24 protein-coding genes are annotated in these 25,873 nt (G+C 53.2%); 9 read left to right on the forward strand and 15 right to left on the reverse strand.

What is annotated here, in order from left to right; translation table 11 throughout:
* Nucleotides 1–85: 85 nt before the first annotated feature.
* The 3 genes from KB235_RS12790 to KB235_RS12800 form a co-directional block, all read right to left on the reverse strand.
* Nucleotides 86–862 (reverse strand): phosphatidylserine decarboxylase, encoded by a 777-nt coding sequence (locus tag KB235_RS12790; RefSeq protein WP_211779844.1) that lies wholly within the window; start codon nt 860–862, stop codon nt 86–88.
* Nucleotides 859–1,278 (reverse strand): thioredoxin family protein, encoded by a 420-nt coding sequence (locus tag KB235_RS12795; protein WP_034804415.1) that lies wholly within the window; start codon nt 1,276–1,278, stop codon nt 859–861. Before KB235_RS12795 ends, KB235_RS12790 begins: the two co-directional genes overlap by 4 nt.
* A gap of 68 nt (nt 1,279–1,346) precedes the next feature.
* Nucleotides 1,347–1,541: a YjzD family protein gene (locus KB235_RS12800; protein ID WP_034804417.1), complete on the reverse strand. Its 195-nt coding sequence runs from the start codon at nt 1,539–1,541 to the stop codon at nt 1,347–1,349.
* 163 nt (nt 1,542–1,704) lie between these two features.
* Here KB235_RS12800 and KB235_RS12805 point away from each other — a divergent pair, with 163 nt between their 5' ends.
* The gene (locus KB235_RS12805; RefSeq protein WP_211779845.1) at nt 1,705–2,517 is read left to right on the forward strand and encodes a Cof-type HAD-IIB family hydrolase; all 813 of its coding nucleotides are present in this window, start codon (nt 1,705–1,707) and stop codon (nt 2,515–2,517) included.
* A 333-nt stretch (nt 2,518–2,850) separates the two neighbouring features.
* Here the strand turns inward: KB235_RS12805 and KB235_RS12810 are convergent, their stop codons facing one another.
* The 11 genes from KB235_RS12810 to KB235_RS12860 form a co-directional block, all read right to left on the reverse strand.
* Nucleotides 2,851–3,699: a YitT family protein gene (locus KB235_RS12810; RefSeq protein WP_034804420.1), complete on the reverse strand. Its 849-nt coding sequence runs from the start codon at nt 3,697–3,699 to the stop codon at nt 2,851–2,853.
* 145 nt (nt 3,700–3,844) lie between these two features.
* Entirely contained in the window at nt 3,845–6,142 is a 2,298-nt protein-coding gene (locus KB235_RS12815; protein ID WP_211779846.1) for a glycoside hydrolase family 65 protein, read from the reverse strand.
* Nucleotides 6,143–6,360: 218 nt separating this feature from the next.
* Nucleotides 6,361–6,768, reverse strand: a complete 408-nt coding sequence (locus KB235_RS12820; protein WP_211779847.1) for a general stress protein — start codon at nt 6,766–6,768, stop codon at nt 6,361–6,363.
* Nucleotides 6,765–7,577 (reverse strand): YsnF/AvaK domain-containing protein, encoded by an 813-nt coding sequence (locus KB235_RS12825; protein ID WP_211779848.1) that lies wholly within the window; start codon nt 7,575–7,577, stop codon nt 6,765–6,767. Before KB235_RS12825 ends, KB235_RS12820 begins: the two co-directional genes overlap by 4 nt.
* 81 nt (nt 7,578–7,658) lie before the next feature.
* Complete coding sequence (locus tag KB235_RS12830) at nt 7,659–8,624, reverse strand: YsnF/AvaK domain-containing protein (RefSeq protein WP_034817731.1); 966 nt, start codon at nt 8,622–8,624, stop codon at nt 7,659–7,661.
* Nucleotides 8,625–8,931: 307 nt separating this feature from the next.
* Nucleotides 8,932–9,171 carry a transposase gene (locus tag KB235_RS12835; protein ID WP_211779849.1) on the reverse strand — a complete coding sequence of 80 codons (240 nt, stop codon included), beginning with the start codon at nt 9,169–9,171 and terminating at the stop codon, nt 8,932–8,934.
* 449 nt (nt 9,172–9,620) lie between these two features.
* Nucleotides 9,621–10,664: a LacI family DNA-binding transcriptional regulator gene (locus KB235_RS12840; RefSeq protein WP_211779850.1), complete on the reverse strand. Its 1,044-nt coding sequence runs from the start codon at nt 10,662–10,664 to the stop codon at nt 9,621–9,623.
* 41 nt (nt 10,665–10,705) lie between these two features.
* Nucleotides 10,706–12,217, reverse strand: coding sequence for an alpha-amylase family glycosyl hydrolase (locus tag KB235_RS12845; protein WP_034817738.1), 1,512 nt, complete (start codon nt 12,215–12,217; stop codon nt 10,706–10,708).
* Between the two features lie 23 nt (nt 12,218–12,240).
* Entirely contained in the window at nt 12,241–13,074 is an 834-nt protein-coding gene (locus KB235_RS12850; RefSeq protein WP_024371837.1) for a sugar ABC transporter permease, read from the reverse strand.
* Between the two features lies 1 nt (nt 13,075).
* Nucleotides 13,076–14,428 carry a carbohydrate ABC transporter permease gene (locus tag KB235_RS12855; RefSeq protein WP_029335768.1) on the reverse strand — a complete coding sequence of 451 codons (1,353 nt, stop codon included), beginning with the start codon at nt 14,426–14,428 and terminating at the stop codon, nt 13,076–13,078.
* Between the two features lie 105 nt (nt 14,429–14,533).
* The gene (locus KB235_RS12860; RefSeq protein WP_211779851.1) at nt 14,534–15,799 is read right to left on the reverse strand and encodes an extracellular solute-binding protein; all 1,266 of its coding nucleotides are present in this window, start codon (nt 15,797–15,799) and stop codon (nt 14,534–14,536) included.
* Between the two features lie 372 nt (nt 15,800–16,171).
* Here KB235_RS12860 and KB235_RS12865 point away from each other — a divergent pair, with 372 nt between their 5' ends.
* The gene (locus KB235_RS12865) at nt 16,172–17,956 is read left to right on the forward strand and encodes a glycoside hydrolase family 13 protein (RefSeq protein ID WP_211779852.1); all 1,785 of its coding nucleotides are present in this window, start codon (nt 16,172–16,174) and stop codon (nt 17,954–17,956) included.
* Nucleotides 17,957–18,112: 156 nt separating this feature from the next.
* On the forward strand, nt 18,113–19,471 hold the full coding sequence (locus tag KB235_RS12870; protein ID WP_211779853.1) for an MATE family efflux transporter: 1,359 nt from the start codon (nt 18,113–18,115) through the stop codon (nt 19,469–19,471).
* A 66-nt stretch (nt 19,472–19,537) separates the two neighbouring features.
* Here the strand turns inward: KB235_RS12870 and KB235_RS12875 are convergent, their stop codons facing one another.
* Nucleotides 19,538–20,275: an enoyl-CoA hydratase/isomerase family protein gene (locus KB235_RS12875; protein WP_034807217.1), complete on the reverse strand. Its 738-nt coding sequence runs from the start codon at nt 20,273–20,275 to the stop codon at nt 19,538–19,540.
* Between the two features lie 155 nt (nt 20,276–20,430).
* On the opposite strand from KB235_RS12875, the gene ybaK reads away from it, so the two are divergent.
* The 6 genes from ybaK to KB235_RS12905 all read left to right on the forward strand — a co-directional run bounded on the left by ybaK (nt 20,431) and on the right by KB235_RS12905 (nt 25,669).
* Nucleotides 20,431–20,895: a Cys-tRNA(Pro) deacylase gene (gene ybaK, locus KB235_RS12880; RefSeq protein WP_034817746.1), complete on the forward strand. Its 465-nt coding sequence runs from the start codon at nt 20,431–20,433 to the stop codon at nt 20,893–20,895.
* 17 nt (nt 20,896–20,912) lie between these two features.
* Complete coding sequence (pssA, locus tag KB235_RS12885; RefSeq protein WP_211779854.1) at nt 20,913–21,611, forward strand: CDP-diacylglycerol--serine O-phosphatidyltransferase; 699 nt, start codon at nt 20,913–20,915, stop codon at nt 21,609–21,611.
* Nucleotides 21,612–21,701: 90 nt separating this feature from the next.
* Nucleotides 21,702–22,451 carry a carotenoid biosynthesis protein gene (locus tag KB235_RS12890; RefSeq protein WP_034807212.1) on the forward strand — a complete coding sequence of 250 codons (750 nt, stop codon included), beginning with the start codon at nt 21,702–21,704 and terminating at the stop codon, nt 22,449–22,451.
* Nucleotides 22,417–23,115, forward strand: a complete 699-nt coding sequence (locus KB235_RS12895) for a lysophospholipid acyltransferase family protein (RefSeq protein ID WP_034807211.1) — start codon at nt 22,417–22,419, stop codon at nt 23,113–23,115. The genes KB235_RS12890 and KB235_RS12895 overlap by 35 nt, the downstream gene beginning before the upstream one ends.
* Complete coding sequence (locus KB235_RS12900; RefSeq protein WP_211779855.1) at nt 23,112–24,179, forward strand: glycosyltransferase family 2 protein; 1,068 nt, start codon at nt 23,112–23,114, stop codon at nt 24,177–24,179. Before KB235_RS12895 ends, KB235_RS12900 begins: the two co-directional genes overlap by 4 nt.
* 23 nt (nt 24,180–24,202) lie before the next feature.
* The gene (locus KB235_RS12905) at nt 24,203–25,669 is read left to right on the forward strand and encodes a phytoene desaturase family protein (RefSeq protein WP_211779856.1); all 1,467 of its coding nucleotides are present in this window, start codon (nt 24,203–24,205) and stop codon (nt 25,667–25,669) included.
* Nucleotides 25,670–25,873: the final 204 nt, after the last annotated feature.

Here is a 25,873-nt window from a genome sequence, read left to right on the forward strand (position 1 = left end):
AAGTATTGATATCCCTTCTATGGTAAACGAAAACCGACCAAACGACTAGTGTATCGTTTGGCCGGAATGAAAAAGTTTGAAATTTTCATTGAATCGTGCCGATGGCTTCACCGAGCCGGACCGGACCGATTTTAGACGAATCGATATGGACGCGCCCTTTTTCGAAGCAAAGCACGACGGTCGAGCCGAACGAGAAGTAGCCGACTTCGTCTCCCTTTTCCACGTACGACCCGTCATGGGTCCACTCGATCGTGTTGACGTTCAAGGCGCCGACCATGATGTGTTCATAGACACCGGCAGGGCTATCCAATCGCGTGATGCGGCGATAGTTGCGCGAGAGCGGACGAACCGTCTCCGTCAAGCCGATCTCGTTGACCGGTGCCGAGCGGTCGCCTAGCTCGTAGTGGCTGAGGACACGCCCGGCGAGCGGGACGTGGACGCGGTGATAATCGCGCGGGCTCAAGTAGAGCACGCAGACGGTGCCGCCTGCATAGCGACGTGCCTCTTGTTGCGAACCGAGCATCTCAGCGAGCGTGTACGATTGGCCCTTCACTTCAAAGCGGCTATCGTCTGTGATATCGGTGACGATGGATAACTTCCCGTCACACGGAGAGACGATCGATTGTGCATCTACGTCAATCAATCGGGCCCCTTCTTTCAGATGTCGAGTGAAGAACGCGTGCAGACTCGGATACGCATCCATTGGGTCTTTCGCTTCTTCAACGTCAATCTTGTACGTTTTCGCGAACGAGGCGATGAGCGGACGGCTATAGTTCGATTCAGCGAACCACCGGAGCCGTTTGGCGATGAACGGGGAGGCGTTCAATTCAAACAACGTCTGGTAGAAACGGCTTTTAATCACTGTTCGCCCTCCTCATTTTTAAAAAATGTCTCATACTGCTGTTCCGATACGGCTCCTTCGATGCGGCCCGTCTCTTGACCGTCCTCAAACCGGATGACCGTCGGCGTGCCGTTGATGCCGTACGTCGTCCAGACGTTATGGTCGGCCAAGTTGATTGAGACAGCATCATATTCTTCAACGAGCGGCTCGATATACGGCTTCACCTGCTCACAGTACTCACAGCCTGTCTGCCAGAAGTAGACCACGACTTCATCTTCTTCTGAGATTTTCGTCTCCAACTCTTCGGCATTGACCGCGTTGACACCCTCTTCTTCATTGGCGTTGTTCAAGAAGAACAAGAGCCCGATGCCGATTACGATGATGGCAGCGATAATGGCAAACGTAATAAAGTTCGCGCGTTTTGCATCATTTTTCATAGTAAGTCCCTCCTAAAATGATATAAAAAGAACTGACTCGACTGTGAGCCAGTTTGATTGTGAACGCCTTACTTCTCTTGGGCGACGTCGCTGATCCCCATATCTTGGTTCACGACATCCAAGAGCACGATAAAGATTGTGATGACCACGCCAAACGCTGTCGCGAGCACCGCATTGAATGGCACGCCGTCGACAGCAGAAATGATAAAGATTGCTGTGTTCGAAAGCAAAATTGCCCAGAACAATGTGACTAAATATCGCATCGAAAGTCCCCTCCATCTCACAGATGATGCATGAATTGCTCATACGAGATTAGTATAGCATTGTTCCTGATAAATGTGCGACCTCGATTGTATATTCTTTCCGTTGAAACCGGAAATGTGATACCGTCAGAGAAACAGCACATCGTAGAAAAGAGGATGACTAATGTCACGTTATTTAATCGCAGTAGATTTGGACGGCACGTTGTTACGAGATGACAAGACGATTAGCGACCGAAACATTCGTGCGCTCCAAGCGGCGCGAGATGCCGGTCATGAAGTCATGATTGCGACCGGACGACCGCATCGCCACTCCATCATGTACTATGACCAGCTCGACTTGACGACGCCGCTCATCAACTTCAACGGCGCGCTCGTCCACCATCCGAAAGACTCGTCATACGCCGTGACGCACCGACCAATCCCACTCAAGACGGCGCACGAGATCATCGAGGAAGTGTCGGAGACGAAAGCACACAACATCGTCGTCGAAGTGACGGACCACGTCTACTTCCAAAAAGAACCGCAAGAATTTTATAGCCCCTACACCGAGCGCGCGCTCAGCGTCACATCGGGCAACTTGCTCAAACACTTACAAGAAGAGCCGACGTCACTCCTCATCCATGCGACGAAAGAGCACGTCGACAACGTCCGTGCACGTTTGAATAAAGTTCACGCCGAGGCCGTCTTGAACCGCCAATGGCGCATGCCGGAGCACATGATCGAAGTCATGAGCCAAAACACATCGAAGGCGCTCGGATTGCGTGAAGTGTCGAAACATCTCGGCATCAACCGCAAAAACATCATCGCGTTCGGCGACGAGGAGAACGATCTCGAGATGCTCGACTATGTCGGCACCGGCGTCGCGATGGGGAACGCCATCAGCCAGTTGAAAGCCGTCGCGAACGAAGTGACCGCGTCGAACATGGAAGACGGCATCGCCATCTACCTCGAAGAAAAACTCGGCATCAAGGCATAATCAACACACCGACTGAATGCAGTCGGTGTGTTTTGATTATTGACTACCACGATGTTTCGCGCGCTTCCTTTTGGTGCCTCCCGAATGTTTTGCGCTCTTCCTTCTGGCGCCTCCGCTTTCCTAGGGGCGAGCAGGGAGCCGCATCGCTTAACGCTGCTGGGTCTCCCCTTGCTCGCTAATCCCTTAGGAGTCTCCGGCGCCATCGGATGAGCGAAGCAGCAGGTTCTCGTCATTTTCCTGAGGTCTGGACGGCCGATCGATTACGTCATCCAGAGTACCAACTTGACCTCTATCTATGCAATAACCCCTGCTGAGTGTTCAGCGGGGGTTATTTTAGCGTCGAAACGCACCTTCGACATCTTCGGTCGGAACCATGTTGATGAAGACGGTCGGATCGGCATCCTTACAGATGCGCGTGATTTCACGAACTTCGTGGCGCTGGGCGACCATCATGAGCGTCGCCTTTTCGACTTTTGAGTACGTGCCGATCGACGGCATGAGCGTGATGCCGCGGAAGACGTGTTGATGCAACTCTTTCGTCACTTCGTCCGGATGGCTCGTGACGATGAAGAGTGTTTGACGCTGCGTGTTCGTATAAATCTCGTCGATGACTTTCGACGTCACGTACAAGAAGACGATTGTATAAAGCGCAGTCTGCCAACCAAATAACGCACCGGCCCAAAGTGCGATCATCATGTTCATGAGGAACAAGTAGACGCCGACCGAATTGTTCGTGAATTTCGCCAAGATGAGCGCGACGATATCGAATCCGCCGGTCGAGGCGCCGAAGCGAATCGTGATCCCTGAACCGATTGCGAGCAAAACCCCGCCGAACACGGCGTTCAAGAGCGGGTCGTCCGAGAGGAGCTGCGATTGTGGAAGCACACGAATGAACACGGTGACTGCCGCGACACTGATGAGTGTATGAATCATCATGTTCTTGCCGAGCATGAAGTAGCTGACAATGAGTAGCGGCACGTTTAAGACGAAGAACCAAATTCCTTCCCCGAGCTCAAACGGTGTCCCCGCAAACAGTTGCGTAAAGATTTGGGCGAGCCCTGTAAATCCGGTCGAGTATACCCCCGCCGGGATTAAAAATAATGTCATGGATAATGCAACGAATACTCCCCCAATAATCGAAACGATTCCGATGCGAGCATGTTCTTTAACGGCTTCCGTCAAGTTTTGTCTCCCCTTTCAAAAATAGCTAAGAATCAAGATAACATAGATTCCAAGCGCTGCCTATCATTAAAATAATGCAATCTGCAGAGGCGCGATGAAAAAAAACAAGCCGACCGAAGCCGACTTGTTGTGCTGACGCATTTGATTACGCTTTCACCGTCTCGATCGTCACGGCATCGTTTGCCGGGACGTTGACGACATTTCCATAGACCTTGATGGAGACGTCCGTGCCGCCCGTCTGCTTGATCGTCACATGGTCACGCGTCGATGTGATCGTCAAGTGATGGCCGCGCCAGAGCATATTGAATGAATAGCCGTTCCAATCCTTCGGAATCATCGGGCTGAACGTAAGCTCGTTCTCGAGGGCACGCATGCCAGCGAAACCGTGCACGATTGACATCCACGAGCCGACCATCGACGTGATGTGAAGACCGTCTTCCGTGTCGTTGTTGTAGTTGTCGAGGTCGAGGCGGGCTGAACGTTGATAGAGCTCGACCGCCTTATCCACGTAACCAACTTCAGCCGCGATAATCGAGTAGACGCAAGGCGACAAGCTCGACTCATGAACCGTGCGCGGCTCATAGAAGTCGAAGTTGGCCCGTTTCTGCTCGATCGTGAAACGGTCACCGAACGTATAGAGACCTTGGAGCACGTCCGCCTGCTTGATAAAGTTCGAGCGGAGGATACGGTCCCACGACCAGTTTTGGTTGAGCGGCAAGTGTTTCGGATCGAGATCTTTCACTAAGATTTGTTCTTTATCCATGAAGCCGTCCTGTTGCATGAACACGTCTGGGACGAGGTCGTCTTTCGGATAGTACATCTTCGTCTGGATATCGTTCCACTTCGCAATCTCTTCGTCCGTGATGCCGAGCGTCGAGACGAGCTCTTCAAGACGAGCCGGCTCCGCTTGTTTCAAGTAGTTGTACACCTCTTGCGTGTATTCAAGCGTCCACGCGGCAATCAAGTTCGTGTACCAGTTGTTGTTGACGTTGTTATCGTATTCGTTCGGACCTGTGACGCCTAGGATCATGTAGACATCTTTGTGCGGGACAAAGTTGACACGGCTCGCCCAGTAACGCGAGATCTCGACCAATACTTCAAGTCCGTATTTCCCGAGGTATGACTTATCGCCTGTGAAGTTCGTATAGTTGAAGATGGCATGTGCGATGGCGCCGTTCCGGTGAATCTCTTCATGCGTGATCTCCCACTCGTTGTGGCACTCCTCGCCGTTCATCGTCACCATCGGATAGAGGGCGCCTTCCATGCCGACGTTCTTGACCGAGTTCTCTTTTGCTTGCGGCAATTGGTTGTGGCGATATTTGAGCAAGTTCCACGACACTTCTGGTTTGGCTGTCGCTAAATAGAAGTGGAGGCAATACGCTTCTGTATCCCAATACGTGGCACCGCCATACTTTTCACCGGTGAACCCTTTCGGACCGATGTTGAGACGTGAGTCCTCGCCTGTGTACGTCTGATACATATTGAAGATGTTAAAGCGAATTCCCTGTTGTGCTTCGGCGTCGCCGTCGATGCGGACGTCCGCGTCCTCCCAACGTGCGAGCCAAGCGTCCGTCTGCTCGGCGAGGAGCGTCTCAAAGCCTTTCTCAAACGCCATCTCAACGCGTTGCATTCCCGTCGACTGCAATTCCTCGACTTCGTAGTCACGGTTCGTGACGACCGAGACGTATTTGTACGCCGTTGCCGTCTCACCGGCTGGCGCCGTCACCGTGAACTTGTTCGCGACGAACAGGTCGGTCGCTTCGAGCACTTCAGAGCGCGCGCCTTCGACGTCTGCAATCATCGAAGCCGTCACGTGCCAATCGAGCTTTTTCGTCTTCGTCGTGACAAAACCGAAACGCTCTTCGACACCGTGTTCGACCGGCAACCAGAACTTCTCGTCATAGTTCGAGTCCTCGTTGACGACATCACCGTCCAAGTATGGCGTGAACTCGATTTTCGCCTCGTAGTTGACCGGCGTGACGTTATAACGAATCGCTAAGATTTCTTTATCGACGATCGAGAAGAAACGGACGACTTCCACTTTCGTCTCTTCCGTCCCGTTCAACAATGTGAACGTCCGTGTTAGGACGCCGCGTTGCATATCGAGCTCACGCGTGAAGTCTTTCACTTCCCACTTCGCCAAATCAACCGGTGTCCCGTTGATGGCGACACGAAGACCGACGACGTTCGTCGCGTTCAACACTTTTGCGAAGTATTCCGGGTACCCGTTCTTCCACCAACCGACGCGCGTCTTGTCCGGATAATAGACGCCCGCCACATAAAACCCTTGGTGCGTATCGTTCGAGTAATCTTCCTCGAAGTTGCCGCGCATCCCCATATGCCCGTTCCCGAGCGAGGTGATCGACTCGGCAAGACGGTTCTCTTTCGGATGAAGCCCTTCTTCGGTTACTTTCCATTCATCGACTGCAAACAATCGTTTCATCTGTCTGCCACTCCTTTTTCTCTAACAAGGCTACTGTTCATTAGACAACGAAATCATGCAACCGTTTGTCTATGAAAGCGCTGTATTTCAATCTCACCTCTCATTTTACACGACTCAACGAAGAATGCAATCGTTTGCATAGAACTTTTTCTTTCTTTTTTTCCTCACAGTTTACGGCAGACAAAAACGGCTTCGAATTCCCCCGAAGCCGTTCCAAATCAAACGTCGCGATCGCGGCCGAACGTCGCATTGCCTTCATGCCCTTCAAACGCCGGGTTGTCCCCGTCGTTGAAGCCGGTATCCGGTTCATCGAGAATCAAGGCGTACCCGCCGTTCAAAATGTCCCGATATGCTTCGTTGACATCATCGTCCGCGAGTCCGAGATCGAGCAGCGCACGTTTTACTTCTTGCTCGCCTTCCGCGACGCCAGCGAATTTTTGCAACCAAGACGCCGACGCTTCTTCGACTTTGGCGTCCGTTTTCCGTTCGACGAGCGAGACGTTGTCCTCATCTTTGACGACTACGAACAGATCCTTCTCTTCATATCCGTCGTGATTCAATTGATCGATTTTCGAGACGAGCGATGCCTCGTCATGGTACGTACCGACAAACCTTCTTCTACTCATATCCTCTCATCCTCCTGCTTTGTTAATGAAGAATCGACGTCGATGTCGGCATCGCCGACTTGCCGAACGTCAACCTCTTCTTTGCGCAACGTCTCCGTGACCGTTTCGACGTCTTCTCGCACGTGCTTATGCACGATGATCTCCTCGACGACGACAGGTCGCTTGACGATGAACGCTCGCTCTTCGATAACTTGAATCCGAAGGTGATCGCCTTCGTCGATCGTCCGGATGCCCGGTCGGTCGAAATCATAGTCTTCAATCTCTTCTAGCGAGCCGTCTTTGCGCTCTACGTGTAACTGTTCCCTCCGAATCGGGATTTCAATCTCTTGATCGGTCTCGGTGACACGTTTGTTCACGACGAGCTCACCGGTTTGGACCGCTCGCTTCTTCACGTCGAGCCGTTCCTCATGCAGGGCGAGCGTTTGTTCTTCGGTGTCTGTCGCTTGTTTTCGACGGGTCGCTGTCTCTGCTTCGAGCCGTTCGCCTTGTTCCGCGTCGACGTAGAGGAACAACTTTCCTTGCTCGATCGCCTGCGCGAACGTCTCCTGTCTTTCAGGCGTCAAGCGCATACTGCCGAGCCATCGCTCGACCGGACGCTCGCTCGATGTGACGAGCGAAGCGATCGCCTGCGGGTCGTCGGCGACGAGAACGTATAGATTCGATTGACGTTTCACGGCCTCTCCCGTCTCTTTACGTTTGACGAGCACGAACATGTCTCCTTCGTCGTAACCTTCTCGTTTCAAGTCGACCGTCCGCGCGAGCAACGCCGTGGCATCGTCGAACAGTTCAGAAATGATGGCTTGTCTCATGTCTCATTCCTCCTAAAGTATGTCGTAAAAAAAGGATGGTCCCTTTAGAGAGAACCATCCTTCTTCAGGTACTTGGTCAAATTAGAGGCGGTCGCGGTCGTCACGGCGTGTGTGGTCACCGTCACGCTTGCGGAGGTCATCTTCACCCTCGATATGGGCTTCTTCCTTCCGGACTGTCTCGCGTACTGTTTCAGTATCCTTCACTTTTTTCTTGCCGACGACAATCTCTTCAGCGACGACATCTTTCTTCGTCACATCTACCCGCTCTTCCGTCACCGGAACGCGAATCTCGTCACGATCGTTCGTCGCATCGAACGAGTGGTCTGTCGCGGCGCGGTCACCGTCGACTGGACGTCGCTCGACATACACTTCGTCACGCTCGACTTCGACATCGATGCGTTCTTCATGCTCGACGACGTCTTTCTCGACGCGAACCTCGCCCGTTTGGACGCGCTCTTTGTTCACTTGTAGACGTTCTTCATGCAACTGCAACTTCTGCTCGTCCGTCAAGTCGGTGCGGTTACGGATATCCTCGTCCATGTCGTGGTGACGCGTCGAGTCATGATGCGATCCCGTCGCGTCAAGACCTGTTCCGGCTGCTCCGACACCTGTACCAATCGGGTCACGAGCCGTCATGTTTCCAGCCTCGTTCCCTTCTGAACCGTAGCCTGCTGACGTACGTCCTTCGAACGTATCGTTCCGTCCGTTATCGAGGACACCATCGTCCGTATCAAGCAAGAGGACGAAGCCGCCGTTCTCGATATCTGAATGGTGGCGTGCCGTCTCTTCTTCTGAGAAGCCGAGTTTGTCGAACGTATGACGGACTTCGTCTGCGCCATCTGACACGCCGAAGAAGCGGTCGAGCCATGATGCCTTCGTTTCTTTCACTTCTGCATCGGTTTCGCCACGAACCATTGAAAGGTTCGATTTATCTTTCACAACGACGTACAAGTCTTCTTCACGATGACCTTGAGCACGGAGCTCATCAATTTTTGACACGAGTTCTGACTCCTGATAGTAAGTTCCTACGTAACGTTTGTTATCCATGATTGTATCTCCCTTTCAAAATCTTTATTTTTTTGGTTATAGGCTAGGCCGATTCGCTATGAATTGCCATCCTGCCGGTAGTGTATATGTTCCCTTGCAACTCCGTTTCATGCATTTCTTTCATGATTGTAATCAGTTTGTAACGTTGTGACTATTGTCCGATTGAACGACCTTCCATTATATGCACGAAAAAAACCTCCCGCCCGAAGAGAGGGCACTGAAAAACCTTCGCACTATCCGAGCGTGAGAACGTGAAAAAGGCGATTGATCCGACTTGTGTCGGGCCGATGGTCTTTTTTCCTTGCCTTTAATCTGTCTTCTCTTTCCGGAGGGTGATAATCCGCCTCAGATTGACCGCGACGATGGCCATCACCACCTGTAACGTCATGCCTTTCAGGTCTGGCGTCTTGTTGCGCACCAGACCGTGCGGGTTCTTCAGTTGGCTGTTCTTCGCCTCGATGGCAAAGCGTTTCCGGTGATGGTCCTTGAAATCATCCGTCTGCTCATAATCGAGTTGGTCGCTGTGCTCCCTCGACTTCAATGACACGCTGTAAGGCTTCGACTTGGCCTCGTCGCCCACGATGTGATCGAACGGGACAAGGTCGTGGATGAGCTGCAGCTCGTCATCGGCCGGGTCAACAGGTCATAGAGCGCCACATACGGGCTCGGCGGCATGTTCGGCAGGTCGGGCATCATCGGGATGGCCTCCAATTTGGTGTTACGGTCAGTATAGTCCGGAATGCAAGGCGCCTACAGCGCCGCCCGAGGGCACGCCGACTCCCGGGGAATTAGCGGGCAAGGCGAGACCCAGCAGCGACGACGTCGCGTTGCGGCTCGACGCCCGCCCCCAGGAAAGCGGCGTGCCGGACAGGGCGGCTGAAGGGCGATGAAAACAGCGGAAAACAGAGGAGCGTCATCCATACCGGGACGACGCTCCTCTGTTCAAAATCATTAAAAGTTTTTCAGTGCCTTCGCCCGAAGACGAAAGGTTCATGTTTACTCGACCGGTTGCCCGGCTTTCTTTTGCCCACACGATTGACGTACAACGAGATAGTGCGGCACGATGACGCGTTTCCCGTACGGCGGCGCACTGTCGCCGATTTGCTCGATTAGGCAGTTCGTCGCCTCGAACCCGAGGCCGAAGATGTTGATTTCGACCGAGGTCAGCGGTGGATTGGAGTGCTCGGCGATGTAGACGTTGTTGAAGCTGACGACCGCGACGTCCTCTGGAATTTTCAGCCCCATCTCACTGAGCGTGCTGATGACACCGAGCGCCATCATGTCGTCACTGACGACGACGGCTGTCGGCGGCTCTTCGAGTTGAAGCAGCTCCCGAACGGCTTTTGCCCCGCCTTTCGTCATGAACTCGGCCCGCGCGATGTAATCCTCGCGCACCGGGATGCCCGCTTCCATGAGCGCCGTGGCATACCCGTTACGCCGATCTTGCGTGACGGCGAGTTTATCCGACCCACCGATGAAGGCGATGCAGCAATGACCGAGGTTGTACAGATGCTTCGTCACTTCCCGGCCGGCCAAATAGTTGTCCGTGTCAACGTATGTGATCGATGAAGCATCCCCGAACGGCTTCCCGACCACGACGAATGGGAATTTCGTTTGACGTAAATACTGGACGACTTTGTCATCTTCTCGCGAATAAAGGACGATGACACCATCGACACGGCGGCCTTGCACCATCTCGATGACGCCCGACAATACCTCTTCCTCTGTGACGCCCGTCGTCATATAGAGCGAGTATCCGTTCTGATGCGCTTTCGTGCTGATTCCCCGAAGCACTTCCGGGAAGAACGGGTTTTGCAGTGTCTTTGTGGCCGCACTCGGCATGACGAGACCGATCGACTCTGTCGAGCGGTTCGCGAGGCTACGTGCATGAATGTTCGGATGGTACCCGAGTTCCTCCATCGAACTGCGCACGCGCTCTTTCGTTTTTTGACTGATTCGTGGACTGTTCGCGATAACACGTGACACCGTCGATGGTGCGACGTTGGCATGTTTCGCGACATCTTTAATCGTGATTTGCATGGTGCTCCCCCTTGCTTCCGTTAGTTCTTGATTCCCTGTTGTCAGTTAACGCTTCTCCGGCGCTTCCACATCACGAGCCCCGTCAAAAAGATTGGGATGGCGATCACGAGCAGGCCGATCGTCCACATGTTCACTTCTGACTCTTCGACGATATAGGCGTTCGCGCTCTCACCTGACAGTTTGATGGTAAACGTGCCACGGCTGTCGGTGACGAGTTGCGAGAACAGGAGACCGCGAAGACGTGTATCTTCACCGACTTCGCTTACCTCGAATTGAATCTCTCTGTCCTCTTCGTTCATATTGATTGCATATAAGGCGACGTCGTCACCGTCACGGCGTTCAAACACGGCCATGCCGTCTTTAGAGGCGATGAGGCGTTGTTCACCGGTCGCGAACACCGGATATTCGGCCCGCATCCGGTTCATCGTCGCGACGTAACCGTGAAGGTCTTCATTTCCCGGGAATTCGGTCATCTCCCGGTTGGCTGGGTCAGCCCCGCCCGTTTGTGCGTTCTCTGTCCCTTGGAAGACAATCGGCATACCCGGCGACGCATAGAGTGCGAACAATCCGAGACGCAATCTTCGTTCCGCCGATTCGGCACCGCCCCGTTCCGCGACGTGCATGAACCGTTCGACATCGTGATTGTCGAGGAACGTCGCCATTTGGTTCGGGTCGTTGAAGAACGTCTGGGCGTAGCTTGCGGCGACATCGATCTCGTCGACGTTCGCCTGCTTTTGCGCCATCGTCTTGGCGACGCGGTCATAAAACGTAAAGTTCGTGATGCTGTTGAAGCCTAGGTCATCATATTCAGCGACATATTGCGGGTTCGGGTCGAACACCTCGGCTAACAGATAAAAGTCTGGGTCGACCGCACGCACCGCTTCGACGAAATCTTCCCAAAACGGCTTGTCGACGTGGCGGACCGTATCGAGACGATAGCCGTCGATGCCGGTCTCTTCAATCCAGTACGTCGCCGCCTCGATCAAGTAGTCTTTCACTTCCGGGTCTTCGGTTTTAAAGTCCGGCAAGTCAAAGAGCCAATGTGTCTCGACTTGTTCTTGATCGTTCCATAAAACGATCGGTAACTCGTCATGGAACCAGTCTGGCTTCTCTTCGACCCAAGGATGACCCGGGCCGACGTGGTTGACGACGAAATCGAGGATGACTTTCATGTCTCGCTTATGCGCCTCGTCGACGAGTTCCTGTAAATCTTCTTTCGTCCCGAACTGCGGGTCGATCTCATAAAAATCTTTAATCCAATAGCCGTGGTAGCCGTCCGGCATATTCTCAAACACCGGCGTCAACCAGATGGACGTGAAACCGAGCGACTCGATGTAATCGAGCTTTTCAATGACGCCTCGAATATCTCCGCCATGGAAGGCTTTCGGGTCATTTTTGTCGACTTGGTCGTTGTTATCGGGATTTCCGTCAACGAACCGGTCGACCATAATAAAGTACATGCGTTCTTGTTCCCATGTTGCTGCTTCTTTCGCTCCGACAATTGTAGGAAACAAAAGAAGCGACAGGAGAACGAGCACGACGCCTCGCCTCATATCGCTTCCCCCTTAAGTGAGTATTATCCTTTCGTACCACCCGCAGTGAGACCCGAGACGAAGTAGCGTTGGAACATGAAGAACAAGAGCACGATTGGGAGGGCCGAAAGGACGGCGCCTGCCGCGAACAACGTGAAGTTGTTGTCGAACTGTCGAGAAATCATGTTATAGAGACCAACCGCAAGTGTCTGTTTCTCCGGTGAACGAAGGACGAGCGATGCCAAGATAAAGTCGTTGAACGGGCCCATGAAGTTGAACAGGGCAATCGTTGCGACAATCGGCTTCGCGAGCGGCAAAATAATTTGCCAGAAGATACGAAGGTGACCGGCACCATCCATCCGAGCGGCTTCATCGAGCTCTTTCGGAATCGTATCGAAGTAACCTTTGGCGAGATACGTGTTCATCGGAATCGCCCCGCCGGCGTACAGCAGGATGAGCGCCGTATGCGTGTCAAGAAGACCGAGCATGTTCAGGAGCACGTAAATCGCGATGATGGCAACGAATTGCGGCACCATTTGCAAGACGAGGAACAAGATGAGCGAGTTCTTCCGTCCGACGAAACGATAACGCGAGAATACATAACCGGTGATCGTAACGAGAATGACCGCGAGTGCCATCGTGATGAAGGCAATCTTCAATGTATTCACATACCATAAACTATAATCTGAAATCGTTAGATCAAACAAGTTTTTATAGTGAATGAGCGTCGGATTGTCCGGAATGATTTTCGACGTGATCGTACGTCCCGGGTTGAACGACGTCCCCACTACCCAAAGCATCGGATAAAGGATGATGATCGACGCCAACGTCAAGATGACATAAGAGAGCGCCAGATTGATTCGTTTTTGTTTTTTCATATCAAATCATATCCTCGTCTTTGAAAGATTTTGTCCGACGGAACTGGATGACGGCAAGTGTCATGATGAAGAATGACAAGATGAGCGTGATCGCAGCCGCAAGTCCGTATTGCGGGTTGGCACCGAGAGACAATTTGTAAATCCATGAGATCAAGATGTCGGTACCGCCGGCCGTCTGTCCTGGCACAGCTGGTCCCCCACCGTTGAAGAGATAAATCAAGTTGAAGTTGTTGAAGTTGAACGTGAACTGCGTGATCAAGATCGGTGCTGTTGCGAACAAGAGCATCGGCAACGTGATCAAGCGGAACTTATCAAAGATTGTTGCGCCGTCAATCGTCGCGGCTTCATACAAGTCACCCGGGATCGACTGCAACACACCCGTCATGAGCGTCATGATGAACGGGAAGCCTAGCCACCACTGAATCAAGATGAGCGCGCTTCGCGTCGCCGTCGGGTCCGTCATCCAACTGATCGGGTCAAGCCCGAACGCCGGGAGGATCGTCGTGTTGAACACACCGAACGATTCGTTGAACATCGAACGGAAAATCAAGATCGTGATGAACGCCGGTACGGCCCATGACAAGATCAAAATCGAACGGAACAAGCGACGGAAACGGAGTCCTTCTTGGTTCAACAGAACCGCAAGGAAGATCCCGATCGCGATGACACCGACCGTTGAAGCGACCGTCCAGACGAGCGTCCAACCGAGGACGCTGACGAACGTATCACGCCAGATGTCGATTTGGAAGATGCTCGTGAAGTTGCTGAATCCGATCCACTCGACGAGTTTCGCCGGTGGTGCGTTATTGTAGCGGTAGTTCGTGAAAGCGATCAAGAACGTGAAGATGAGCGGTAAAACGACAGTGAAGACGAGCAAGATGAGTGACGGGATCAACATCAAGTATGGGAATCCGTGGTCACGCAAGTTGCGAAGCTGCACTTGGAACGTTGGCACGTTTAGGTGCTGATCACGAATGCGACCGACTCGGTATGCGTCACGAATGTTCCAGATGTAAAACGCAATCCCGAAGAACAGTAAGATTAATGCGACAATACCTTCTACCATCAAGAAGATGGAGTGGTCGTTACGAGGTCCTGCTACTTCGCCAAGCGTGATCAATCCCCAAAGGCCACCACGGTCGCCAGGTCCTGCGCCCGCGCCTTTGAAAAAGAGATCGTAGTTTACTGCGAAATAAGACATAATGACGATAAAGAAAGCGATCGCTTTCGCACGTTGATTGTTATAAAACTGTCCGGCTCCCGGAATGATCGAGAGTAATGCGGCGTTCCGGGCATGGTTGGTCGGTTTGTCCGGACGTTGATCCGGCGTGTTCGGTTTCGGAATTGAAGCCATCCTCAATTTCTCCTTTCAATTTGAGCAAATCAATCGAGCAAGCGTTTGCTCAATTCTAGAAAATGAGGGGGAACGCCAGTTGGCGTACCCCGTCATTTCAGTTCCTTATTGGTTGTTCGCTTGGATTTGTTGCTCGATGACTTTCACAGCATCGTCAGCTGATTTTTGTGCATCTTGCTTGCCAGTTGCAACGAGCTGAAGTGCTTGTGCCATTGGCTCCCAAACTTGTCCCATTTCAGGAATGTTAGGCATTGGGATCGCGTTTGTCGCTTGATCGAATACCGCTTTCGCTACTTCGTTCGACGTGATTGTCTCGTTCGTCTCAAGAGCAGCTACTGGTGGGATCTCGTTGTAAGCTTCAAACATCTTCAATGCGTTCTCTTCGTTCGTGAGTTCTGCGAGGAACATTTCAGCCCACTCTTGGTTCTCTGTGTAAGCAGAGAGCGCATACGTCTTCACGCCCATGAACGTCTTGATTGGCTCACCGTTTGGAAGTGTCGGCATTGCAGACGCTCCGAGGTTGACGCCGGCATCTTGGTAACCAGCTACGGCCCATGGTCCGTTCATGACTGTGTGTGCTTTCTTCTCAGTGAAGAGTTGGTCCATCGCTTGGCCACCAGACTCGCCGATCAACCCTTTAGGGAAGAGGCCTTCTTCGTACCATTTGCCGATGTACTCGAATCCTTCAACCGCGCCTTCGTTGTTCAAGCCGATGTCAGCCGGGTCGAGCGCGCCGCCATCTTCCTTGAATACGTAACCGCCGAAGCCAGCGATGACGCCGTGTGCGAAGTAGAAGTTATCCCAAAGACCGAGGAAACCGTATTCGCCGTCACCTTTCACCTCGTTCGACAACTCGTACAACTCATCCATTGTCGCAGGTGCTTCAGATACTAAGTCCTTGTTGAACATGAGGACTGGTGTTTCAACTGATTTTGGATACCCGTAAGCTTGTCCGTCGAACATGACAGCTGATTTCGAAGCGTCAGTGAACGCGTCAAGTGCGCCTTCGTCAGTGAGCGGTGCCAAGTGACCTTGGTCAGCAATTGTTCCGATTTGGTCATGTGGTACGAGAACGATATCAGGACCTTTACCAGCTGGGCCATCGAGGGCCAACTTGTCTTTTTGGTCCGTCATCTGTACTTCGACGACTTCAACTACGACGCCATGCTCTTCTTCAAACGCCTTGGCAACTTCTTTCGTCGTTTCCGACTTTTCAATATCTTCCCAAATTACGATTTTTTCTGGCTTGTTCTCGCTAGAAGAACCGCCTTCATTCGTCGAACCGTTGTCCGTACCGCCACCACATGCAGCAAGTGCACCGAATGCGAATACTGCTGTTGAAAGTCCTGCTACCATCTTTTTCATCTTCATGATGAAAAACCTCCCCAAGGAAATTAGTATGGTCAGATTTGCGCAACCGCGCTGAACGACTGATTTTATTCAAATCCGCTACGAAATCAGTTGCTCAGTGAAAACGTTTGCATCCTCACCTCAATTTTTATTATACAGTTGTGTAAGCGTTTTACAAGTCTTTTTTTTAGGATTTTTTCTTGCCGTTAACCCATTTATCTCTTTTTTAATTTTTTGTCGTCGTTTCTTCAATAATTATTGTGATGTACGATTGACAAAATGTAAACGCTTTATTAACCTTTGCTTGAGCAAACGTTTTCGCAACTGTTGTTTCATTTCAGAATCGACAGTGTAAAATGGTTATATCCCCAATAGAGAAAGGAACGATTTCACTTGATCAAAGAAGCTATTTACCATCGCGCCATGTCCCCTTTCGTTTACAAGTATGACCGGGAGACGATTCACATTCGTTTTCATACAAAAAGAAATGATATCCAATCGGTTGACTTAATTTGGAACGATCCTTACGACTGGCACTCGGAAGATCCGGCCATGTGGAACTTCGACCCGGACAAGCCGAGCTTCTGGCGGACGTTCGAGACACCGATGGAAAAAATCGGCCACGATGACCAATACGACTATTGGTTCATCGCCGTCAAACCTCCTTTCCGTCGTCTCCGCTACGGTTTCCGTCTTCATGACGGTAATGAGACGGCCGTATTCACAGAGAAAGGCTGGTTCGAAGACAAACCGCTCGACGATACCGGTTACTACTTCTGTGTCCCGTTCATCAATCCGATCGACATCTTCCACGCCCCGTCTTGGGTGAAAGACACGGTATGGTATCAAATCTTCCCGGACCGCTTCGGAAATGGTGACCCGTCGCTCAATCCAGAAGAGACGCTTCCATGGAACAGCACCGAGCCGACAATCACAAACTTCTTCGGTGGGGATTTCCAAGGGGTCATCGACCATATCGACCATCTCGTCGACCTTGGCATTACCGGTATTTATTTCTGCCCGATCTTTAAAGCGACGACGAACCATAAGTACGATACGCTCGATTATATGGAAATCGATCCTCAGTTCGGGACGAAAGAGAAATTTAAAGAACTCGTCGATTTGCTTCATGCGAATGGCATCAAAGTCATGCTTGACGCTGTGTTCAACCATGTCGGTTACCATCATCCGTGGTTCCAAGACGTCGTCGAGAACGGTTCCCACTCGGAGTATCGGGATTGGTTCTACTTGCGCGACTTCCCGATCGAGACGACGCCGAAGCCGAACTACGACACGTTCGCGTTCGAGAAGAATATGCCAAAAATCAACACCGAGCATCCTGCGCTCAAAGCTTACTTATTAGAAGTCGCCCGTTATTGGGTCGAGGAGTTCGGCATTGACGGCTGGCGTCTAGACGTCGCCAACGAAGTCGACCATGCGTTCTGGCGAGACTTCCGTCGCACCGTGAAACAAGCGAACCCGGACGCCTACATCCTCGGTGAGATTTGGCATGACGCCCAACCGTGGCTTCAAGGCGATCAGTTCGATGCGGTCATGAACTACCCGTTCACGAACGCGAGCTTGAACTATTTCGCGCTCGACCGGACGACGGCATCACAGTTCCGCGACGAGTTGACGCGCGTCGAGATGATGAACACGATGAACGTGAACGAAGTGACGTTCAACTTGATCGACTCTCACGACACGCCGCGTGCCCTCACCCGGGCGAAAGGCCATAAAGGCAAGTTCAAACTCCTCATGACATCGATGCTCACGTATACGGGCAGTCCATGTATTTACTATGGAGATGAGATCGGACTCGAAGGTGAACAAGACCCGGGCTGCCGCCGCTGCATGCCATGGGACGAAGAACAAGAAGACCGTGAGTTGTTCCGTTTCACGAAGAAATTGATTCAACTTCGTAAAGAGCATCCGGTGCTCGCGAACGCAGGCTCGTATCGGTTCAATCTCGTCGATGACGAAGAGAACGCCCTCATCATCGAGCGGTGTACGAAAGATGAGACGTACTTGATATACTTCAATAACTCAGACACGACGTCGGTACTCAACCCGCTCGGCCATACAGGAAGCGCTTACGACTTGCTCAACGACCGCGATTTGGACTCGCTCGAAGTCGAACTTGCCCCGTACGGAACAGCGATTTTGAAGATGAAATGATATTCCTCAAACACCTGCTTCGGCGGGTGTTTTTTTTGTTGAAAATAATTTACCAAATCCCTTTCTTTTTCATTTCAAAAGGAGTAACATGACATTTGTGAATTTTAAATCGTAAATATTTCATAGAGAGAATTGTAGAAACAAGGGAGAATACACATGCCGAACAAAAACACCGAACAGCTCAGCCTGTTCAAAATCTCATGGCCCATCTTTATCGAGCTCGCGCTCCATATGGGGACCGGGATTATTGCGACACTCATGCTCGCCCACTATTCCGATGCCGCCGCTTCTGCCGTCGGGGTCGCTAACCAAATTTTGAACGTCTTCTTAATCGTCTTCAGCGTCACGTCGGTCGGTGCCACGATTTTGATTGGCCAAGCAATCGGCGCCAACCGGATGAAGAAGAGCCGGGACTTCGCCCGGTCCGCCGTCAGCTTGAACATGTGGCTCGGTGTCTTCATGGTCGTTTTCGTGTTCTTGTTCGGCGAGACGTTCCTTCGTCTGTTCGGCTTGTCCGACGAACTGTTCGCTCACGGTCTGTTGTTCTTACAGATCGTCGGTCTGTCCCTTTTCACCGAGGCGCTCATCATGGCACTGAGCGCGGTGCTCCGCAGCCACGGGATGACGAAGCACGCCATGCTCGCGACGCTCCTCATCGACGTCATCACGGCGATCGGGGCGATGCTTGCCGTCACGGGCTGGTTCGGCCTGCCGGTGACCGGTGTGGCCGGTGTCGCTTGGGCCATCGTCATCGCCCGCTTCGCGGCGATGGTGCTCTTGTTCTGGATCGTCAAAAAACGGCTCATGCTTCGCTTCCCGATTAAAGAGTTGATTCGCCCGCAAGGTGACGACATCAAGGCGCTCCTTCAAATCGGGGTGCCATCTGCCGGCGAGAACTTATCGTATCAGTTCTCACAAATCATCATCACTGGTTTCATCGCGACGATGGGTGAGGCGTCGCTCGCGGCGCGTGTGTACGTCATGAACTTGTCGATGCTCGCCTTTCTCTTCACTGTCGCCATCGCACAAGGGACACAGCTATTGATTGCACGTGACATCGGCGGGAAACGGTTCAAGGAGGCTTATACACGAGCCGTACGGACACTGAAAATCGCCATGTTCTCGTCGCTCGTCGCCTCGCTCGGCCTCGCCGTCTTCGGGAAGTCGTTGCTCGGCTTGTTCACGTCGAACCCGGATATTATCGCAGTCGGCATTCCGATTTTATGGGCGACGCTCATCCTTGAGCCAGGGCGGGCGATGAACATCGTCTTGATGGGCTCGCTGAAAGCGGTCGGGGACGTCCGCTTCCCGGTCATGATTGGGATCGCCTCGATGTGGGGTGTCGCCGTCGTCTTCAGTTACTTGTTCGGCCTCCAAATGGGGCTCGGCATTCTCGGCATTTGGCTCGCCTTCTCACTCGACGAGTGGTTCCGCGGCTTCTTCGCCTTCCGGCGTTGGAAGTATGGCACGTGGCAACAGAAAGGCTTCCAGTTCGAAGCAAAACCAACGGCATAACGAAAAGGGTGTAGACGACCAACGTCTACACCCTTTTCGAATATCTCCTCCATTTGCCCACACTCTTTATTTTTTCGTCAAAAAGGCGTGCATCGCTTGCCGATGAATCTCGGTCTGTCCACATTTTCGTTGCCACTGAATCTCTTCTTCGAGCCCCGCCTCGAACGATTCGGTCCGGAATAGCGCCTTCATCCCTTCGACGGCGACCGGCGACTGCTTCGCGAGCGCCTCGGCGTACTCCGTCAACGCTCTTGTGTAGGCGTCATCTTCGACGAGCTCGGTGACGAGACCGAAGCGTTCCGCTTGTTCGGCGTCAATCGTCCGCCCGCTCCACATCCAGCTGAGCGCGAGGTCTGGTCGCATCAACCGCTTCAAGTGATACGGTCCGCCCGCATCCGCGACGAGTCCGATTTTAATGAACGCCGAGCTGAATTTCGTCGAGCGTGCCACGATGCGGACGTCAGCAGCAAGCGCGAGGCTGAGCCCGGCACCGGCGACGACCCCATGGATGCCGGCAATCAGCGGTTTTTTGCACGACTCGAGCGCGCGTACGAGCGGATGATACACGTCTTCTAAATATGTCCCGTAATCGGCATCCCCTTCAATCGTCAAGTCTTGACCGGATGAGAAGGCCCGCCCTTCCCCGACGAGCACGATGACGCGTACGTCCTCGTCAGCTACGAGGCCTTTCATCGCCTCGGTCGCCTCCTTTAAGAGCGTCTCGTTTAACGCGTTCAACTTTTCAGGCCGATTCCATTTGAGCCAGCCTACCCCGTTATGTCGCGTGATTTGAATCGTTTCCATGTCTATTGCTCCCCCTTCTCATAAATGAATCGCTATTCATTTCGCCATTTCGTAAACTGTTTCCTTCCTGACATGAAAACTTCGTGTGTACGATTGCCCGACACTACCACTATTTGCTATTCTTAGAGAAGTCATTCAACGAAAGGGTGGGCTTGATGCAACTGACGAACGCCGCTCGACAATTGAAGCAACGAAACATTCCGTTCACGTTCCATACATACGTGGTGGACCCGTCGGACGTATCGGCGAGCCACGTCGCTGCGTCGATGGGAAAACCGGTCGACCAACTGTATAAAACGATTTGTCTCGAAAGCGAACAGAAGCGCCACGCCTTCTTCCTCATCTCCGGCGACCGTGATATCGATTTAAAGGCGGCCGCGAAAGCTTGGGGCGTCAAGAAAGTCACACCTGTCCCGATGAAAGAACTTGAAGCGCTTACCGGATACATCCGCGGTGGCGTCTCACCGATCGGGGCGAAAAAAGCGTTCCCCGTCTTTTTGCACGACAGTGCGAAAGAAAAAGCAACGATCATCATTTCCGCCGGTAAACGCGGCGCCCAACTCGAACTCACGCCAGACGATTTGCTCCGTTTCACGAACGGTCGCTGGTTCACTCAATAGAAATTGGAGGCAATATTATGTGGAAAGAACGAATCCGGTCATGGGTTCCTAACTCGTTTACGTTCGGTAACTTATTTTGCGGGGTCATCGCCATCGTCTATGCGGCGCGCGGTGATTTCTCAAACGCGACGTTACTCATCATCATCGCCATGATGCTCGACAGTCTCGACGGACGGCTCGCCCGTATGCTCGGCGTCGCCGGGGATTTCGGAAAAGAGCTCGACTCGCTCGCTGACGTCGTCACGTTCGGCGTGGCTCCAGCCTTACTCGCCTATTACACGTTCTTCATCGACTATGGCAACTACGGTCTGTTCTTCGCCGCCTTATTCCCGCTCTTCGGTGCCTATCGCCTGGCCCGGTTCAACTTGTCGGCGACGAACGTCACTGCGAGTTACTTCTCCGGTGTCCCGATCACGGCTGCAGGCGGTCTACTCGCTGTCGTCACGACGTTCGGCGATCGTGTCAGCGAACTACTCACCCCAATCTTTTTCACGGGGCTCGCGCTCCTCATGGTGAGCCGCGTCCGCATCCCGAGCTTTAAAGAAGTGCCGCTCCCGCGTCACTCATTCATCATCACGGTCAGCCTCGTCTACTTGACGTACATGATTTTCGCTCGTTGGAAAGAGTGGCCGTCATTCTGGTTCATCGCCGTACCGTTTTATATCCTTTTCATCGCCTTCTCGTTCGTCAAAAAGCGGAATAGCATGGCAAACTGACGAGCTCCTCGACATGAGGGGCTCTTTTTTTGCACGCATTCATTAGACGCCCGAGTAAAACCTCTTTAGAATAGTATTTGAGGTGATGAAATGAAAGTGTATCCATGGATTTGGAAATGGTTTGTTGTTTGGTACGTCATCGGGGTCATCTTGGTCGGTTTCGACCTGCTCCCAAGTTGGCTCGAATGGGCGAACCCGGTATTCTTGTGGCTCGCTGGCGCCATCGGAGCGTTCGTGATTGCCGACGGGGTCCGTCACGCCCGATGGATCGTCCCGTTCATCTTTTTCGGGTCAATCGCCGTCGAGACGCTCGGTGTGAAGACGGGCTTCCCGTTCAGCGAGTATCTCTATGCCGAGGCGTTCGGTCCGACCGTGTTCGGTGTCCCGGTCACGATCGGGGCCGCTTGGCTCGCCGTCATCGGGGCAAGTTTTGCCGTGGCACGCTTTTTTAACTTTCAACGACGCACGCTCTGGCTCGTCCCGTTTCTCGCCGTCTGGCTCGACATGGCGATCGACCCGGTCGCTGCGAACGTGAAAGGGTATTGGGAATGGGCGAACGGTGGAATATATTACGATATCCCGACGCAGAACTTCCTCGGTTGGTTCGGTCTGTCGCTCATCTTCTCGTGGGTGCTCGACCGCTACGAGGTCGAAGCCGAACCGCTCTTGTTGACGCACGGCCGCTATTTGTTCGTCATGTTGCACGCCTTGTTCGGTGTGACGGCCGTCAACGCCGGTTTGTACGGCATCGGCGTGCTCAGCATCTTGACCGCAAGCGTCATCTACTTCGAACGGAGGGTCCGCCATGATCGAGTCGAACAAAAAGAAATGGTTCAATGACGTCTTCTCGCTTTTTGTGAAAGAGCGTCAAATCCGTCCGTTCTTCCATACGATTAACGTACGCGCCGATGACGTCCCGACCCCTGGCCTGTTCCTTGCGACCCACAGCTCGTTTTGGGACGGGCTCATCCTGCTCATGCTGAATCAGCATTACTTACGACATGACGTCCACGTCTTAATGGATGAGGAAGGCTTGCGACGCTTCCCGTTCTTTCGTCATCTCGGCGCGTTTTCGATTCAAAAAGGGAACTTGTCCGAAGTGCGGGCCTCGCTCGGCTATGCGTCCGACTTGCTCGAAGCAGGCAAGTCCGTCTGGGTGTTCCCACAAGGACGGGAGTACCCGCAAGAACATCGCCCGCTCGAGATTGGCACCGGGGCGACGATGCTCCTGACGAAACCCGATGTGCGGCTCTGCGCCATCTATTATGCGTTCGAGTCACATGCCGCACCGGTCGTGTACGTCCGGTTTCGGAACTATACGGTCGTCTCAGAAACGAGACGGCTCCAAAAGCGCGAGTTGGCAGAGGCGCTCGAGCGGCTCTATGACGACACGCGCGCCGATGTCATCGAACAATCGACGAACTATGTCCCCCTATTCCCGCCAAAGCGGAGTCTCGCGGACTGGACCGAACACCTCTTGACATTCAGGAGGGGCGGCCGATGATTCTATTCGCGCTGACGTTTTGTATGCTCGTCTTCACGCTCGTCAACCTGTTATTTTTACAACCGCTCACCAAGCCCGTCGCTTCTCCCCCGACGGCCGTCTGCATCCCACTCCGGAACGAGGAGCGGAACGTCCCGAAACTGATCGCCAGCTTAAAGGAAGCCGTTCCACGTGAGAGTCACGTCTATTTATACGAAGACCGGTCCGACGACGGTACATACGCCGCGCTCGTCCAATCGATTGCGGACGACCCCCGCTTCACCATCTTTCGTGGGGTGCCGCTCCCCGAAGGATGGGCAGGGAAGGTTCATGCCTGCCATCAGTTGGCGAGCCGGACGACGGAACCGTACCTCTTGTTCCTCGACGCCGACGTGACCATCGACCCGACGTTCATCGACCGGCTACACGGGACACGTCTGCGTGAGGGAGTCGTCTTTTTGTCCGGCTTCCCTCGTTTCCCGACCCCGACATGGCTCGGAAAACTGCTCATCCCGATGCAACACGTCTTGATCGCCCAACACTTGCCGCTGTTTTGGCGAAAAGTCCGTCACCCCGCTTTCGCCGCAGCGAACGGGATGAACGTCCTCGTCGAACGGACGAGCTATGACGAGGTCGGTGGTCATGCCTCGATTCACAACTCTTTGATTGATGACATCGATTTATGCCGGGAGTTCAAACGGCGAAAAAAATTGACGTCGCTCGTACAAGTGTCGCCGTATATCACGTGTGACATGTATGCCACGAATGAAGAAGTATGGAACGGGTTTTCAAAAAACGTATTCAAGGGAATGAATGAATCAGTGGGCATCGCCCTTTATTTCTTTCTTTATTACGGCGTCCAAGCATCGGCGTTCGTCGCCCTACTCGTCCGGCCCGACTGGTATTCGCTCGGAGCGGTCCTCTGCGTCCTACTCGCACGGCTCGCCATCAATTTGAAATCAGGGGGAAGACAGTTTTGGTTGCATCCGTTCAGCCTCATCGCCTACTTGGCGTTGCTTGCAAGCGCGGTCATCCGTAAATGGAGACGACAACCGATCACTTGGAAAGGCCGCATGTACCCTTAGAAAACGTTAGGAGGCACATCGCCATGAAACAAATTGCCATCATCGGGGCCGGTCTCGGCGGCTTGAGCGCCGCTGTCACCCTCGCCTCACGCGGTTACGACGTCACCGTCATCGAGAAAAACGAGCACGTCGGCGGCAAGCTCATGCCCGTCATCACCGACGGCCATCGCTTTGACTTCGGTCCGAACACGATCACCATGCCGGACGTGTTCCGTTCCGTCATCCGTAACAGTGGGGCGAACCCGGAAGATTACTTCGAGCTCGTCAAACTCGATTTGCATACGGTCAACTACTTCACCGACGGCTCGACGTTCACGTTCCGGTCCGGACGCGAGCAGATGGAAGAGGAAGTCCGACGCTTGACGGGCGGCAAGGCCGACCAAAACCAACTCGCCGACTATTTGGACGAGGCGGAGAAACTGTTCGAGATCGCGAACAAGCGCTTCTTCACCCGGATGGAGACGAAAATGGACACCGGATTGTGGAGCGATATGATGAAAGTCCATCCGCTCACGAGCCTGCACGCGCTCCATAAGAAGTACTTCAAAGACCCGCGCATCATTCAAGCGCTCGACCGCTACGCGACATATATCGGCAGCAGCCCTTACGTCACACCGGGCACGTTCGCGCTCATCTCACACCTCGAATTGAATGACGGGGTGTATTACGCCAAAGGCGGAAACTGGACGATCGCCAAAGGCTTCGCCAAACGGGCCAGTGAACTCGGCGTCGAGTTCAAGCTCGGTCAAGAAGTGACGAAGATTGAAGTGATGAACGGCAAAGCCCATGCCGTCGTCATCGACGAGGAGGACGTGTTATCGTGCGACGCCGTCTTATTGAACGGCGAGTTGCTCACGCAGTACCCGCGTCTCGTCGATGCGATCCATCGCCCGTCGTTCCCGGTCCCGACACGTGATACGGTCGAACCGTCCGTCTCGGCATTCGTCGTCATGGTCGGATTGAACAAACGATTGAATCTTGCCCATCATAACGTCTACTTCTCTGACGACTATGAGGCCGAGTTCCGTGCCTTGTTCGAGGAAGAGCGCTATGCGGACGAGCCGACGATTTACATCTCGAACTCGTCCCATACGGACCCATCGATGGGTGAAGCCGGGGACAACTTGTTCATCCTCGTCAACGCCCCGGCCCACTTGACCGATATCGATGCCGAGACGTATGAACACCTCATCCGTCGCCGCCTCCGTAAGTTCGGCGTCGAGTGGGACGACGCGGACGTCGTCTATCATCATCGCGTCACCCCGCATGACTTGACCCGAGACTTCTACGCTTATTACGGAGCGCTTTACGGCACGTCCGCCAACTCGAAGAAAGGCGCCTTCTTCCGCCCGTCAGCCCGGTCCGAAGACGTCTCGAACATCTGGTTCGCGGGCGGGTCGACCCATCCGGGCGGGGGGAGCCCGATGGTCACGCTTTCAGGACAACTCGCCGCCCGCTCGATGTTAGAGGACATACCTCTGACAATTTGAACATTTTGTGAACAGAAGATTCGACACTTGTCGACAAGTCTGAGACGTGATAATATCATATTCGAGTTCAAGCAGTATTGTAACGTTTGTTACACCTGTAGCGATCGAATGGCTTCCCCGAGCCAATCGCGTTTTGAACTTGTCACACCCGAGAAAAAAATGATGAGCGAGTTTCCCCACTCGTATGCCGTAGCTGGATCAGCA

The organism is Exiguobacterium alkaliphilum (assembly GCF_018138125.1).
GTDB lineage: Bacteria > Bacillota > Bacilli > Exiguobacteriales > Exiguobacteriaceae > Exiguobacterium > Exiguobacterium alkaliphilum.